Genomic DNA, 15,087 nt, shown 5'->3' on the forward strand with positions numbered 1-15,087 from the left:
TAGGTTAAGGGTTAAAGTTTTGTGTTCTTGATTAGTGCCCCCTGATTTGGGGAAGAGCCAAAGTGTTACAAATTTGCTACAGTACTTTTTTTGAATCCTTGAATATAAACGTAAGTTCTTGATTTATAAAGGTTAAATGGCGCGCTCGGAGGGACTCGAACCCCCGACACCTTGGTTCGAAGCCAAGTACTCTATCCAGCTGAGCTACGAGCGCAATGAGGTATGGATTTAATATTTTGCCATTTTGCGTTCTGGTTGATATTGAATGCTACTAACCAGAATGGTGGGCCGTATAGGATTCGAACCTATGACACAGAGGTTAAAAGCCTCCTGCTCTACCACCTGAGCTAACGGCCCTAAAGAGGCTGGAATAATACCGTATTATCGAAGAATTTCAAGTCTTTTTATAATGTTTCTTATATTTTTGTTATTTTAACGGGCATAAATGTTTTTTTTAGACAAAATTGGCGTTAAAAAAACGAGGTTTGCTTGATTAATGGGGTATGAGTATTAATACTTTTTTCTGTAGCCAATATGGTGCAATGCCGCATTTTTAATTTATCAGCAAGGATTTGAGCGTTATTTGTTGAAGTAATGAGTAAGAGAACATCTGCTCCCAAAGCGCCGCAACCTTTGATTGCGAGTATCTCCGAATATTTTTTAAATTCACTGATAAGTTTTGAGCTGTGTTCTGCAACTAAATTTAGCTCTGCGAGTTTTTGATGATAGCTATTAATAGTCATAATCAATTTTTGAGAATTAGCTTGCTGGAAGGCTTGTTTTGCTTCATCTACTAATAGCGATAAAAAATCAATCTGATCGGGAAGGGCGGTATCCTGTAAATGATGATGAGTAGCTAGTTTTACGCCTGTATGGATGAGAAAAAAAGACAGATCATGAAAGGGCCAGTCGTAGGATTTGATTACTTTGTGTTGCTTATTAATGTAAACGCACCCTTGTTGGGATTGTGCTATTACATCATACCCACTAGGCCTTAAACCTTTTCCTGTCCATGATGATTCATAGTAAGCATTAATCATCTGTTTTAAATCAGGTATTGTATTATTTACAAAACAACTCGCTAAATAACTTGCCAAAAATTGTGCACTGGAAGCACCTAAGCCACCTCGACCTGCATAAGGATCATTCCATAAAAGACTTTGTTCCAAATTTTGTTGTTGCCACCAACGTCCAGCCGGAGATTCCGGGTGAATTCCAGATGGTTTTTCTTGTTTTGTCAGAGTGAGCTCAAAACAGGGGGAGGTTGTGAGAACAAATGCTGAAGCTTCAGCTACAGCAGCATACTCACCTAATAAAAAAGTTTTCGCAGGAATTAACCATTTCATATGGCAATCGGCGTTTGTCTGATTTTTGCCAATAACTCATGAGCATTGTTAAGGCTAATTCTTTTATGCAGATCCAACCACTTTTGTAAATGTTCTTTGAGTACAGGCATTTCATTTTCATTAGCCCCTGCAGCCAAGAGCAGATTATCAATATGTAATTTCATATGGCCTTGAATAATACCTTCAGTACATAATGCCTTAATCGCACCTAAATTTTGGACAAGGCCTACAGCAGCAATAACTTGAGCTAATTGATTTGCTGAAGAAATATTCATCATTCGTAAACACATTTTTGCCGTAGGGTGCAATGAAGTAACACCGCCTATAGTTCCTACAATAATTGGAGCCGTGAGTTGCCCTGTAAGTACTCCATCCTGATAGCGCCAACGTGTAATTGCTCGATATTGCCCATCGCGAGCTGCATAAGCATGCACTCCAGCCTCTACTGCGCGCCAGTCATTTCCTGTTGCAATTAAAACGGGATCAATGCCATTCATTACCCCTTTATTATGGGTAGCAGCTCTATATGGATCCATTTCTGCAAAGAGCGATGCTTCTTGCAGTTTTTGGCCAAGTACTGGATCTATAGTATTTATCGTGACTTGTGCTGTTGTTAACTTTTGATCATTCAAATTGGATAAAATACACATGGTGACTTCTTCACCAGTTAACTGCTCTATAGGTGTTTTCAAGTATTCAAGGACTTGATTGATGATATTGGCTCCCATGGCATCGCAACTATTCATAGTCAAGTGAATGACGGCCATATCTTGATTATCTTCTCTTTTGAGCTGGCGTAATTGTAAATCCATGACCCCGCCGCCGCGTTTTACCATATTTTCAGCGACATCTTTATTGGCTTTGCTAATCAGATAAGTTCGGTTTTCATGGAAAATTTGAGAAAACTTAGAGAAGTCTTTAACGTTTGCTAATTGAATTTGTCCTAAAATACATTCGCCTTGAACCCAAGTTTTTATTTCGCCACATTGTCTAATCCATTTGGCGGATTTAGATAAAGCTGCGATAATTGATGTTTCTTCAACCGCCATCGGAATAACATAGTCTTGGCCGTTAATGTTGAAATTAGTTGCTACACCTAAAGGAAGTTGAAAATAACCAATAACGTTTTCAATCAGTTTATCTGCTAGATTCAAATCCTTTATGCCACCATTTTTAAGAAATGCAATGTCTTCAGGTGTTATGGCACCTAAGGCTAACAAGCGCTTAAAACGTTCTTCGCGAGAGAGTTTAGAAAATCCACGGAATAGCTCGTCGTTGTTAGAAGTTAAAGGCATGCTTTCTCCTTTGAGTAGCCGGCATTAACGCAAGTTTTGTAATGCCATGTTTGCGTTGTTCAAATTGGCTGTAATTTTCTTGCATACCTGATTTCAGTGTTTTGAAAAAAATGAAAGCAATTTTATCATAAAATAGGACAGCAAACTACCCGGAAATTGTAGGTAATATTTGATTTAGTTTTATTTTCTTATGCTGTTATACATCATAGAGTTTGGGTTTTCCTAAATGCTCATTTAATTCATGAAAAAAAGTGAATTTTATCTTTACGAGCATTTTATTGCATATCCTAATTTACCTCACCAATAGAGGGACTAACTGGCCAAAATAAGCTAGGTGAATTTTTTTTATAATCATTTAGTTTTTTTAATTTAATTTCCTGGTGTTTTTTAGGCGTGAAGTGTAAATTAAGCGCACTTAGTTGGATTTAACTGTTGGAGATGTTATGGGAAAACACAGTAAAGAAGTGAATGCTTTTAACGCGGCTAAAAAATTAAGAGAAACACTTATCGAACAATTGAAAAAGTGTAACTCCCCAGAAGACTTGGAACGATTTTTAAAGAAATATCACGAAAACCTGAAGAAAAGAGTTTCTACTATAAGATTAACTCCTTATCATCAAGAAGAGCTCAACAGCTTGGATCGAGAGATTAAAGAACTGACCCATAAGTTAAGAGTACGTTTTTCGCCAGAAGTTCAAATTGAATCAAGCCCAAGTACTCATGAGCGGCATGAAGAACTTCCTGTTCTTGTAGAAGAAAGCGCAAGTTTAACTACAACTCCTGAGCCTATGAAAGAAAATCATCTCCTTCAACAACAGGTTGAGCATAAAGCCGAGGCTTCTATTGAGAAAGAAAAAGAGGACGCTCTTGCCTCAACTCAGCCTAAAACACCACTTGAATCCCTTACAAGAAGAGGCCGGTTAGAAAGAGAAAATTCTGGGGTATTAGAGCCCCCGAAAACAAGGCATAGTGTAAAATCTAAGAAGACTTTAAGCGATAATAAGCTGTCCCAGGAAACTTATGTTGATCCCAGAATCATAGACAAACGTCGTATATATATTTTTGATGTAAAGGTCAAATTAAGAGCAATTCAGGCAAAACATAAAATATATGAAGAAAAAGCTAAAAAATATCAGAACGAAAAAAATCAAAAGGAATTCTCGAAATATTCAAACGCTGCAACAGCTGCCAAAAGTATTCATGCCCAAATTTCTGCATTGATTAGGCAATATGTTGTGGATGGCAACTTGGTTTCGTTTAAATCAAGAAGCCAAGAAGTTCTAGGCGAAGATAAAGAACACGTAAAAACATTACGAACACATCGGGGATGGTGGGAAAAATTTTTGGATGATCTGGTCGATCTCATTAATACAGGATTGAATCGTGTTGGCTCTACAGTTCGCATGCATGAGTTATCAATGTTTAAGCCTCTGGCCGATGGAGGCAAGAAAGTTACTGAACTAAATAATGCAATTAGCTCGCTAAAAGCAACGGTTTAGCTTTTCGCAATATAAAAAGTAGCCTGAGTTTAATTTCATGCACTCAGGCTCTATTTTTTACCTATCCGAATAATGCGTTATTGTGGTACCATGCTTTATTGTTTTTGCTCTTCCAGACTATTCCTATTATTCTTGAGGCTATTTTTCAATAAATATGACTATGGTACAAAACAGCGCGCAAATCACGTTCGATAAGGAACTTGCCAGAGTTCACTGTACAGGACCCTGGTCTGTTCTGAAAATTGGGAATTTATTAACAAAATTCGGTGAAGTTGAGTTACCAAAAAAACAAAAAGTAATTATTAGCGGCAAAGACATCAGTGATTTTGATAGTGCAGGAGCTTTAGCTTTAATTAAATGTGTTGATATGCTCGAACAGCGAGAAAATCAAGTTGAACTGGCTGATTTTACCGAAAATCAACAACAACTTATAGATTTAATTAAATCAAAAAAAGATGTTTTAGATTATCAAATTCCCTCTCCAGATAAAAAAAATGTATTCTATCAATTGGGTAAAGAGTCAGAGAATAAATTCCAGCAAGTAGATGGCCTTATTGTTTTAATTGGTGATTTGACTACTAAATTATTCGAAGCATTTGGTAATTGGCGACGATTTCAATTACCTAGCATTATTTCAAATGTTCATACAACAGGCGTAACCGCTTTGCCTATCTTGGCTTTGCTTTCTTTTTTAATTGGTGTGGTTTTGGCTTATCAAATGGGATTGCAATTGCAAACATATGGGGCAAACAGCTTCATTGCCTATTTATCAGGCATGGCTATTTTCCGTGAATTTGCTCCTCTTATTACAGCTATTATTGTTGCTGGGCGCACCAGTTCTGCATTTACGGCACAAATTGGTAGTATGAAACTGAATGAAGAAGTGGATGCGCTTTTAACTATGGGGCTTTCTCCCACGGAATTATTAGTACTTCCTAAAGTTCTAGGTTTATTGCTCGTATTCCCTTTATTGATTTTTTGGTCTGATGTTTTTAGTATTTTAGGGGCGATGATTATGGCTAATAACATGCTGGGCATCAGCTTCATCGATTTTTTACAACGACTGAAAGATTCTGTTGGAATTTCACAGTTGAATTTAGGCCTATATAAAGCCCCCGCATTTGCATTGTTAATTGCTCTGGTTGGTTGTTTTCAGGGATTTAGAGTAGAAGCCGGTACGGAAAAAAATATTGGCAGCCAAACCACTAAAAGTGTGGTGCAGGCATTATTTTTAATTATCATTGCTGACGCAATTTATTCAATCATTTACAGTCGGATGCATTTATAGATGAGTGAACCCATTATCGAAATTAAAGGGCTAAAAAATTATCTCGGTGGTCAATGGGTGCACTCTGATGTGAATTTGACTGTGGAAAAAGGAGAGATCCTAGCCATTATTGGTGGTTCGGGAAGTGGAAAAACAACGATATTACGTAGTTTATTGATGTTACTAAAGCCTACAGCAGGCGAGATTAAAATATTTGGCCAAGACATTAGCCATCTCAATATGGAACAATCATTTCTGCTTCGTCGTCGTTGGGGGATGCTTTTTCAGCATAGTGCATTATTTTCATCAATGAATGTGGTAGAAAATGTTATGTTTCCCATGCGAGAGTTCACTAAGCTGGATCATAAATTCATGTATGAATTGGCCCTGCTAAAAATCGCATTAGTTGGATTACCTAAAGAAGCCGCGGGTAAATTACCTTCAGAATTGAGTGGGGGAATGCAAAGAAGAGCAGCTGCAGCGCGTGCAATTGCTATGGATCCTGAGCTGTTATTTTTGGATGAGCCAACTACAGGTTTGGACCCATTGAGCGCAAGGCTTTTCGATGAATTGATCGTTTTTTTAAGAGATTCTTTAAAACTGACTATAGTCATGGTGAGTCATGATATAGAATCTTTAAAACGAACAACAGATCGCGTGGCCTTTGTCGGTGATGGAAGAATTTTAAGTATTGAGACGATTGATGATTTGATGAAAAATAAGAATAAAATAATTGCTGGTTATTTTAGTAAAATGTAATCTAGTGCCTCAATTGAATGTATGAGAAGGCACTATGCGTAACTGGAGACAGAATACTTGGAAGCGAAAACCAATTACACTATCGTAGGGGTAGTCGTACTTATATTACTGGTAGGGTTAGTGGCTACAATGCTGTGGTTGTCTGTTGGTTTTAGTCAGAAGAAATACATTACTTATACCGTTTTTATGCATGAAGCGGCTTCTGGTCTGACACAGGATGCTCCTGTGAAATACAATGGGGTACAAGTCGGTGACGTAAAAGAAATAAAATTAAATCAAAGCGACCCGAGGCAAGTTGAAGTCTTGTTGGATATTGAAGAAGGAACACCTATTACGACAAGCACATATGCAACATTAAACTCCCAAGGGATCACTGGTGTAACTTATATTGGTCTAAGCGCAAGTACCTCTGATCTGACGCCAATCCAAAAGATGCCTGGTGAACCATACCCCGTTATTCCTTCAAAACCTTCTGTTTTTACTCAATTGGACGGCATTTTAAAGAGAGTATCAGAAGATGTGGATTCTGTAAGTACTGAAGCAAAACGTATATTTAATGAAGAAAATGCAATACATGTACGTCATATTTTAGCTAATATTGATCATTTTTCTAAAGATCTTGCGCGTAATGGTAAGAATGTTAATGTTTTAATGGATAATCTTGCCAAAACAAGTCGTGATTTCCCGCATATGCTTGATGAATTAAGAGTGGGAATAACTAAATTTAATACGATGGCAGAAAGTTTGAGTAAAGCTGGAAACAGCGTATCAAAAACTATGGGTACAGGTAAAAATGCCATAGATAAAATTTCAGAGGAAGCGCTTCCGCCCGCTGTGATCTTATTACGACGATTGAATGCAATTTCTGCTAATTTGGAAAAAGTAAGTAGTGAAATGCGACAAAACCCTGCTGTTGTTGTTCGTGGAAGTAAACCGCCAAAACCAGGGCCTGGAGAATAAAAGATGAAAAAGTTGACTGTGTTTCTCGTGGGTTTAAGTACAGCGGTACTGACTGCATGCTCACCTGTTAAAGTCTCTGTAAAAAATCAATATCAATTAAGTGCATACAGCACGAAACAGATGGTTAAAGAGCCGATGCCTATTACTTTGCTGGTTACAGCCCCTGATGCTGCCGCAGGGTATCAAACAGAACAAATGCTTTATATTAAAAAACCGTATGAACTTGAACCGTTTGCAAAAAATGCATGGGTAAATCCACCAGCAGATATGCTTTATCCTTTAATTCTGCAAAGCTTGCAAAGGACAAATCTTTTTAAAGCTGTTACATCTAATGCTTATACTTTAGGTGTAAATTATCGATTAGATACCCAATTGCTTGCGCTAGAACAAAATTTCCTTAAAAAACCGAGTGTACTAGAATTTTCAGTCAAAATTGTTTTAACCCATGTTAGTGATAATAAAGTATTGGCTTCGAAAATTATCAATTTACAAATCCCCTGTCCTAGTGATACACCCTACGGTGGTGTAATCGCAGCGAATAAAGCGACTCAACAGTTTACTGCGAGCTTAGCCCATTTTGTCGTGTCTCATATTGAGCACTAGAGGATGGGTTTCGCGTAAATTGTACCTATAAAATCGTAGCTTGGGTGCAACATAGGGAACTTCGGTATGGACTTGAATAAAATTTTTCAACGTGATGCTGCACCCGGTCTACGAATTAAGACTGAATAGGTTTAATTTAGTTACTGTAGCCAAAAAATAAAAAGAATTGTACAATGTGCCCCCATGAGCCCTGTATGGGATTTTTGAAATTTGTTAATAATAAAAAGAACGAAGGAGATTGAGGATGAAAGCCGGATCATTATGTAAATTAGGTCTGCTTGTAGCGAGTGCTGTTTTAGTTGCTGCGTGCTCCAAAGCACCAGGTAGTGCTGATGGAGTAGGGGTGACTGATGCTGAAGCTTCTGCTCAGGGTTTAGGTCAATTTACTCATTTTGCTGGTCAAGAACCAGGTGAATCTTATACAACTAAGGCTCCTCATAATCAATTGTATTTGTTCTCTTATGATGACAGTAACTTGGCTCCCAAATATTTACCATCTGTTAATGCTCAAGCAGAATACTTGAAGACCCATGCTGGTGCTCGTGTGTTAATAGCTGGACATACTGATGAGCGCGGTAGTCGTGAATATAACGTTGCTCTTGGTGAGCGTCGTGCAAATACTGTAGCAGACATTTTGCGTATGGCTGGTGTTAACAGACAACAAATGCGAGTTGTGAGCTACGGCAAAGAGCGTCCAATTAACTTAGGACATGATGAAGCGTCGCATGCACAAAATCGACGCGTAGAATTTACATATGAGGCAACAAGATGATAAATTGCAAAAAACACATTATCGCTACAGGTTTTATGTTCATGCTACCTTTGACCTGTTGGTCAGTGGCGCCTGTAGTTGATGAAAGTGAAAATTTTGCAATGATTGACCAGCAGGCGTATGAAGCGCCTGTTGGTTCTAAATACGATGAACCACAAATTGAAAATGGTCGGTTTGATGTAGCGAGGAATGAGAATTATTCAGATGATGAACCTGCACTTGCTAAAGATGACCAATCAAATGATTCAAGTAATATTGCTGACAGCGCCAAGCTGATTGATAAAATTCAAAGTTTGCAACAAGAAATCCAAGAGCTGCGCGGACAACTGGAAGTACAAGCTCATGATTTAAAATTATTACAGCAGCAGCAAGTTGCTTTTTATAAAGATTTAGATTCGCGTTTAAGTGGGACTGCTTCTGCTAAAGCATCGCCAAATAAACCTTCATTGGATCTTTCTGTAGGTTCTAATGAACCCGCTGCACCTAAAAAAACTGTATCTGCACCTGATGTCCAAGCAAACAAATCGGGTACTACACCAGTTACGGTTCCTGCTGTATCGACCTCCAGAGCAAATCCTGCGGATGAACAAATCAGCTATTTAGCTGCATACGAATTAATAAAAAATAAACGATATGATGATGCCATAAGCGCAATGAATGTATTTGTTCAAAAATATCCAAGGGGCGGTTACACTGCTAATGCACAATATTGGTTAGGTGAGCTCTATTTAGTTAAAAAAGATTATTCACAAGCCATAGCGCATTTTAACGTTGTATTACAACAATTTCCTACTTCAAGTAAATCGGCTGCAAGCATGTTGAAAGTTGGCTACGCTTATGCTGAACAAGGTGATAAACAAGAGGCTAAGAAGTTCCTGCAACAAGTAGTAAGAGCTTATCCTGGTACACCTACAGCACAATTGGCTAATTCAAAATTACGTACGATATAATTAATGAATTTTTTTATACGTAGTTCCGAAATTTGTAAAAAATGTAGCTTGGGTGAAGTGCAGCGTAGTCTGGGTTTTCTATGACAAATTTCTCGAGTTACGGCTGCGCCTTAATTAGGCTACATTGAACTAGTTTATGGATCCCAAGGAGAAATTATGTATTGGCTAGCTCATGCCCCAGCTAATATTGCTTTGATCAAATATATGGGAAAAAAGGATGATAACTCTAATAGTCCTGATAATCCTTCATTGTCCTACACCTTAAATGAACTTAAAAGTACAGTAAGACTTGAAAAAGCAAGTTCCAAAAAAGATATTTGGGAACCATTGCTTATACCGGGCGGAATTGAAAATTTTGTTCTTTCCGCAGAAGGGCAAAAAAGGTTTCTTAACCATCTCGCTCGCATAAAGGCATACTTTGGCTATGAGGGTGGGTTTTTAGTACAATCTTGTAATAATTTTCCACACAGTAGTGGTATGGCGAGTTCTGCCTCAAGCTTCGCAGCGTTAACTCGCTGTGCTGTGGTTGCTTTGAGCGAATTAACTAATAAACCCACGCCTTCAGTTGATGAACAAGCACAGTTAAGTCGATTAGGCTCAGGATCATCCTGTCGATCTTTTTATTCTCCCTGGGCATTATGGGATGACAATGAAGTTAAAGCAGTGGACTTACCTTATCCTGAATTAATCTATCAAGGTGTGATTATTAGCAATAAGAAGAAGGATGTTCCCTCAAGTGAAGCACATCAACGAGTAAAGAGCAGTCCTTTCTATGCAACACGGAGTCAAAGGGCAAGGGAGAACTTAAAGCATTTATTAGACGCATTGATGAGTCAAAATTGGACTTCGGCATATCAGATATGCTGGCGTGAATTTCAAGATATGCATCGTTTGTTTAGTACTTGTGAGCAACCCTTTTCATATATGACCGACAATTGTATTGATCTATTGCACCATTTGGAGAATTTTTGGAATAAAAAGGGCGATGGCCCTATAGTGACTATGGATGCTGGACCTAATATTCATTTGTTGTATCGTTCTGACCAAGTTGAATTGGCACGTGAATTTAAACGTGATTATTTAATAGGCAATTATGATGTTCTTTGATTTTGAAACCACAACTTTTGGCAAATGGATTTTGGCAGGTGAGCACGCTGTAGTACGGGGGCATCCCGCTCTGGTATTTCCGATCAAGGAAAAGAAATTAACTTTGACTTATTCTGCCGCTGCAACTTCCTTAGGGGCTGATTATACAGGAAGCAGTGGCGCTGATATGCAGCTTTTATTCTGGAGTGTGCTAGAACATGGCATGCAATTATTAGGCCGCTCTTTAAATCAATTAGGTGGCTTTTTCCATTTAGATAGCACAATCCCGGTGGGGGCTGGAATGGGGGCTTCAGCAGCTCTTTGTGTGGCAATGAGTCGTTGGTTTTGTGCGCAACAAATGATAGAGCAAAGTCAATGTAATGATTTTGCAAAAGAACTGGAACATTTATTTCATGGAAAGAGTAGTGGGCTTGATGTAGCAGGAGTTGCTATGGAAGAAGGGGTTTATTTTAAATCCGGAAATATTACCCCACTTCAGCAAAAAATTCGTCCTCAGTTTTTCTTATCTTCATGTAAGCAAATTGGAATTACGTCACATTGTATCCAACAGGTCCAAAATTTATGGACTAAAAATCCTACATTGGCTGAACAAATTGATAAACAAATGGTAGTAGCAGTTGAAGAGGCTAGAAATGCTTTGGAGTTAGGGGGCGTGGATGCAATCCCTTCTTTGGCACAAGCAATTAATAAAGCGGCTGATTGCTTCTATCAATGGAACCTGGTTAGCGAGAGTTTACAGCAACATATGAATCGATTAACTGCAGAAGGTGCTCTGGCTGTAAAACCTACAGGTTCCGGGGGAGGGGGATTTGTACTAAGTCTTTGGGACAAGCAGCCACCTAAGTATCTTGAATTACTGGTTGCTTGATATCGAATGATTAGTCTACAAATTGATAATAGACCTCAGTTCCTTTTACCATTCCAAGTTCATAGCGTGCTTGTTCTTCCAGGGCTTGCTCGCCACTTTTTAACTCTCTAATATCTGCTTCAAGAGCTCGATTACGTGTTGCCAGTTTATTGTTTTCTTGTTCGTGAGCTGCCAATTTTTTTTCAAGATTTTGCCATTGAATCAAATTTCCATCGCCCAGCCACAGCTTATGTTGTAAAACAACCAAGGAAACAATCAAAATTATAAACAAAGGGCGCATAGGTTTTGCTTAATTAAAAGATATCCTTTGTCCATTGTATTACCATATCACAATGTGTAGCAATATCCGTTTGAGTAATTTTTTACATTGGATGTTTAAAACTTAAAATCACAGAAAAAAGAGTAAGATTGAGAAGTTAAATCTGTAATCAGGTCCAAGCTCCAGTAACCCGGGTTTCGCTGCGTTGTTCCCAAGCTACTGGCTATGCTAATCAATCAAAAATGTTTACGTAAAATGTTAAGCTCTTCATTTAATTGATCTATTCTTTCCAATAGTTCTAATGCAAGTGCTACCCCCGGTAGATTAATTCCCAAATCTCGATGTAAGCGGAATGCCGATTCAATTTTGCGAAGATCGTTTGGATTTAATTTAAGGTGCTCTGTTTTTGCTGTTTTGTTAGAAAATAATCCGTATTCTACCATTTCATGTAATAATTCTTCAGGTATATGATACTTTCGACATACTTCATCAAATGAGACAGTCATAGTTTCTTCAATAAGCACGCCAATTATTGTATTGTCTTGCTTCATGCTTATACTCCCATTTTGTCACGTGGATTAAAAGGCATTACTTGCTCCATTTTTTTATAGAGGTCTGCTGCTGCCTCAGTTGTTGGTGGTGGCGTAATAATTTTTAAAAGAACGTATTGATGCCCAGGAGTTGTTCCTGGTAACCCACGATTTTTAAGCCTTAATTTTTGTCCTCCTTGAGATGCCGGGGGAATTTTTAAATCGATTTTTCCTCCCAATGTAGGAACTTCAATCGTTGCACCTAATGCAGCTTCCCATGGAGTAATAGGGAGTGTGAGGTAGATGTCACCATCCATTAAATCAAAAAGAGGGTGTTTATCAATATGAATCGTTAAATAAATATCACCGCGAGGGCCCCCATGGATTCCCGCCGCTCCTTGTCCTGCAAGGCGAATTTGTTGGCCTGATTTTACTCCTGGCGGTATTTTCACTTTTAGGGTTTGCATGGTGACTTTTGATTCTTGTGCAATTGGAATCTGGATGTTTTTAACTGTTCCTTTAAATGCATCCTCCAGGCTGATATTTATTTTTCCATGATAATCTTGTCCGGCCATCGGTTCCTGGCGGTAGCGAGAATGACCGAATAAACTTTCAAATAAGTCCTCATTAAATTGACCACTGTAAAAATGTTCGGATTCTTCAGGGCGCCAATGTGTCGACGTTCCTTGTTGTTGATACGCTTTGCTTTTTCGATACCTATCATACTCAGCTTTTTTAACCGGATCCCTTAAAACCTCGTATGCTTCCCCCATTTCTTTAAAGTGCTCTTCTGCATTGGGTTCCTTACTTATATCAGGGTGGTACTTCCGAGCCAATTTTCGATATGCCATCTTAATATCTTTCTCAGAGGCATCCTCACTTACTCCCATTATTTTGTAATAGTCTTTGTCCATATTTTTATACTCAATTTAAAGATCATTTATTTTTGTAACACATATTTTCCTGGAGCGTCAGGTAACGTTTTATCGATTTTAGGTGGTGAGCTCATTCCACTGATTGATTGTCTCACTAGCCAATCATGCCAGGCAATCCACCATGAACCTTTTTTCGATTCGGCGATTTCCTGCCAATGCTCAGGAGAAATATATGTTTCTTCCTTTTTTTGTTCACGAATTAAATAACTTCGCCTCGGATGCCCTGGTTCACTAACAATACCTGCATTATGGCCACCATTCGTCAGAACAAAAGTAATATCTTCTCGTTTAATCAGCGAATGAGTTTTATAAACAGACTTCCACGGACTCACATGGTCTTTCTCAGTGCTGACTACGAATGCAGGCAGTCTAATATTTTCAGGTGCTATATGCTTGCCTTCAATAGTAAATTGCCCTTCGGAGAATTCATTTTTGAGGAACAATTTTTCAAGATATTCGCTGTGCATTTTATAAGGCATTCGCGTTGTATCCGCGTTCCATGCAAGTAAGGCGATCATCCCTCTTTGTGTTCCATGCAAGTAGTCTTGAACCATTTTAGACCAAATCAGATCGTAGGATCGCAACATTTGAAAACTTCCAGCCATGAGTTTGGTATCCAAATAGCCTTGTTCCCACATAATGTTTTCCAAAAATGATACCTGACTGTTATTAATGAAAAGTAATAATTCACCTGCTTCGGTAAAATCTCCCTGAGCCGCGAGCAGAGAAAGACTTTTCAGGCGGTCGTCATGGTCTTTAGCCATCGTTGCTGCGGTAATCATAGCTAAAGTTCCGCCAATGCAATACCCCATTAAATGAATTTTTGTGTTAGGTATTATGGCTGATATTTTATCGATTGCAGCCATAGCTCCTTGTCGATAATAATCATCAAGCGCTAAATTTCTGTCTTCAGAAGATGGGTTGAGCCAGGAAACTATGAATACAGTATGGCCTTGTTGAACCAGCCAATTCACTAATGAGTTTTCCGGAAGAAGATCAAGAATATAATACTTCATAATCCAGGCTGGAAGGATTAATAAGGGTTCTTTATAGACTTTTTGAGTTTGCGCTTCGTATTGAATGAGTTCAATCAGATGATTTTTAAAAACCACCTTGCCTTTTGTCAAGGCAACATGCTTGCCTGGTATGAAGTGTTCAACTCCTGCTGGAGGAGTTCCTGTTAACTTTTCAACAAGGTCCTGCAGGCCTAATTGTGTTCCATGAATTAGATTTTCTCCATATGAATTTAATGTTTCTTGCAATAAATCAGGATTAGTCAAAACAAAATTGGAAGGGGATAGTGCATCAAGGAGCTGCTTTATTGTGAATGAAATAATTCGTCGATTGGCTTCATTCAATCCCGGGATTTCACTTGCTGCTTTTAAAGACCATTCTTCAATTTGTAAAAATTGTTCCGCCCATAAACGCCATGGATAGAGATTCCATTTATCCGTATGAAAACGCACATCGTTACCATTGCCAGGTTTGTCGTGATGAACGAGTCGTTCAACAAAATCAGAGAAATTCAATAATGGATAAAGACTTAATTTTAAGAAGGTCCCCGGGGCTTGTAACAGTTGCGATCCCCATGAAAAATATGATGTTGCTACTGAAGCCGGGCTAATACTAGCAGTAAATTTTCCCAGATTGGCTTGGTAATACTTATCAATTAGATTAAAAAGATCGTATGCAATAGCAGAATTATTTTCTTTGATGTCTGGACGTGCAGTTGATCCGTTTCTTTCTTTAATTTTTTGTGATGAATTCTTTTTTTTCAGAACAACTTTAGCCATTTTTTTCATGGTTTCAGTTCTTATCACCGTTATGGTTATGAAATAGTATAGTCTTTTGGATATTTATTTGTATATTAATCAGTTAAAGTACATACTATCCTCTTTACTTGTGTGTCTGTTGTCATTAGTTGTATCCTGTAAATT

General features: G+C 38.3%; 15 protein-coding genes and 2 tRNA genes. 9 read left to right on the forward strand and 8 right to left on the reverse strand.

Annotated features, from left to right (window positions below; genetic code table 11):
• Positions 1-137: 137 nt before the first annotated feature.
• From DGG96_RS18120 to DGG96_RS18135, 4 genes are all read right to left on the reverse strand, one after another.
• Positions 138-214, reverse strand: a tRNA-Arg gene (locus tag DGG96_RS18120).
• Between the two features lie 67 nt (positions 215-281).
• Positions 282-357, reverse strand: a tRNA-Lys gene (locus DGG96_RS18125).
• 113 nt (positions 358-470) lie between these two features.
• The gene (locus DGG96_RS18130) at positions 471-1,346 is read right to left on the reverse strand and encodes a mevalonate kinase family protein (RefSeq protein WP_110143946.1); all 876 of its coding nucleotides are present in this window, start codon (positions 1,344-1,346) and stop codon (positions 471-473) included.
• Positions 1,343-2,641: a hydroxymethylglutaryl-CoA reductase, degradative gene (locus DGG96_RS18135; protein WP_110143947.1), complete on the reverse strand. Its 1,299-nt coding sequence runs from the start codon at positions 2,639-2,641 to the stop codon at positions 1,343-1,345. Before DGG96_RS18135 ends, DGG96_RS18130 begins: the two co-directional genes overlap by 4 nt.
• Before the next feature lie 443 nt (positions 2,642-3,084).
• Here DGG96_RS18135 and DGG96_RS18140 point away from each other — a divergent pair, with 443 nt between their 5' ends.
• The 9 genes from DGG96_RS18140 to DGG96_RS18180 all read left to right on the forward strand — a co-directional run bounded on the left by DGG96_RS18140 (position 3,085) and on the right by DGG96_RS18180 (position 11,426).
• Positions 3,085-4,140: a hypothetical protein gene (locus DGG96_RS18140; RefSeq protein WP_110143948.1), complete on the forward strand. Its 1,056-nt coding sequence runs from the start codon at positions 3,085-3,087 to the stop codon at positions 4,138-4,140.
• Between the two features lie 160 nt (positions 4,141-4,300).
• Positions 4,301-5,428 (forward strand): MlaE family ABC transporter permease, encoded by a 1,128-nt coding sequence (locus DGG96_RS18145; protein WP_110143978.1) that lies wholly within the window; start codon positions 4,301-4,303, stop codon positions 5,426-5,428.
• On the forward strand, positions 5,429-6,166 hold the full coding sequence (locus tag DGG96_RS18150) for an ABC transporter ATP-binding protein (protein WP_110143949.1): 738 nt from the start codon (positions 5,429-5,431) through the stop codon (positions 6,164-6,166).
• Between the two features lie 57 nt (positions 6,167-6,223).
• The gene (locus DGG96_RS18155) at positions 6,224-7,126 is read left to right on the forward strand and encodes an MlaD family protein (RefSeq protein ID WP_199739265.1); all 903 of its coding nucleotides are present in this window, start codon (positions 6,224-6,226) and stop codon (positions 7,124-7,126) included.
• Between the two features lie 3 nt (positions 7,127-7,129).
• A complete protein-coding gene (locus DGG96_RS18160; RefSeq protein WP_110143950.1) occupies positions 7,130-7,729 on the forward strand; it encodes an ABC-type transport auxiliary lipoprotein family protein in 600 nt (199 codons plus the stop codon).
• Between the two features lie 244 nt (positions 7,730-7,973).
• On the forward strand, positions 7,974-8,501 hold the full coding sequence (gene pal, locus DGG96_RS18165; RefSeq protein WP_110143951.1) for a peptidoglycan-associated lipoprotein Pal: 528 nt from the start codon (positions 7,974-7,976) through the stop codon (positions 8,499-8,501).
• Positions 8,498-9,451: a tol-pal system protein YbgF gene (gene ybgF, locus DGG96_RS18170; protein ID WP_110143952.1), complete on the forward strand. Its 954-nt coding sequence runs from the start codon at positions 8,498-8,500 to the stop codon at positions 9,449-9,451. The genes pal and ybgF overlap by 4 nt, the downstream gene beginning before the upstream one ends.
• Positions 9,452-9,607: 156 nt before the next feature.
• A complete protein-coding gene (locus tag DGG96_RS18175; RefSeq protein WP_110143953.1) occupies positions 9,608-10,558 on the forward strand; it encodes a diphosphomevalonate decarboxylase in 951 nt (316 codons plus the stop codon).
• A complete protein-coding gene (locus DGG96_RS18180; RefSeq protein ID WP_110143954.1) occupies positions 10,548-11,426 on the forward strand; it encodes a mevalonate kinase family protein in 879 nt (292 codons plus the stop codon). The genes DGG96_RS18175 and DGG96_RS18180 overlap by 11 nt, the downstream gene beginning before the upstream one ends.
• A 10-nt stretch (positions 11,427-11,436) precedes the next feature.
• On the opposite strand, the gene ftsB is transcribed toward DGG96_RS18180, so the two are convergent.
• From ftsB to DGG96_RS18200, 4 genes are all read right to left on the reverse strand, one after another.
• On the reverse strand, positions 11,437-11,706 hold the full coding sequence (ftsB, locus tag DGG96_RS18185; RefSeq protein WP_058466902.1) for a cell division protein FtsB: 270 nt from the start codon (positions 11,704-11,706) through the stop codon (positions 11,437-11,439).
• A gap of 215 nt (positions 11,707-11,921) precedes the next feature.
• Entirely contained in the window at positions 11,922-12,236 is a 315-nt protein-coding gene (locus DGG96_RS18190) for a chaperone modulator CbpM (RefSeq protein ID WP_110143955.1), read from the reverse strand.
• A 2-nt stretch (positions 12,237-12,238) separates the two neighbouring features.
• Positions 12,239-13,129, reverse strand: a complete 891-nt coding sequence (locus tag DGG96_RS18195; protein WP_110143956.1) for a DnaJ C-terminal domain-containing protein — start codon at positions 13,127-13,129, stop codon at positions 12,239-12,241.
• Positions 13,130-13,155: 26 nt separating this feature from the next.
• Entirely contained in the window at positions 13,156-14,952 is a 1,797-nt protein-coding gene (locus DGG96_RS18200; protein ID WP_110143957.1) for an alpha/beta fold hydrolase, read from the reverse strand.
• Positions 14,953-15,087: the final 135 nt, after the last annotated feature.

The sequence above is a fragment of the Legionella qingyii genome, from assembly GCF_003184185.1.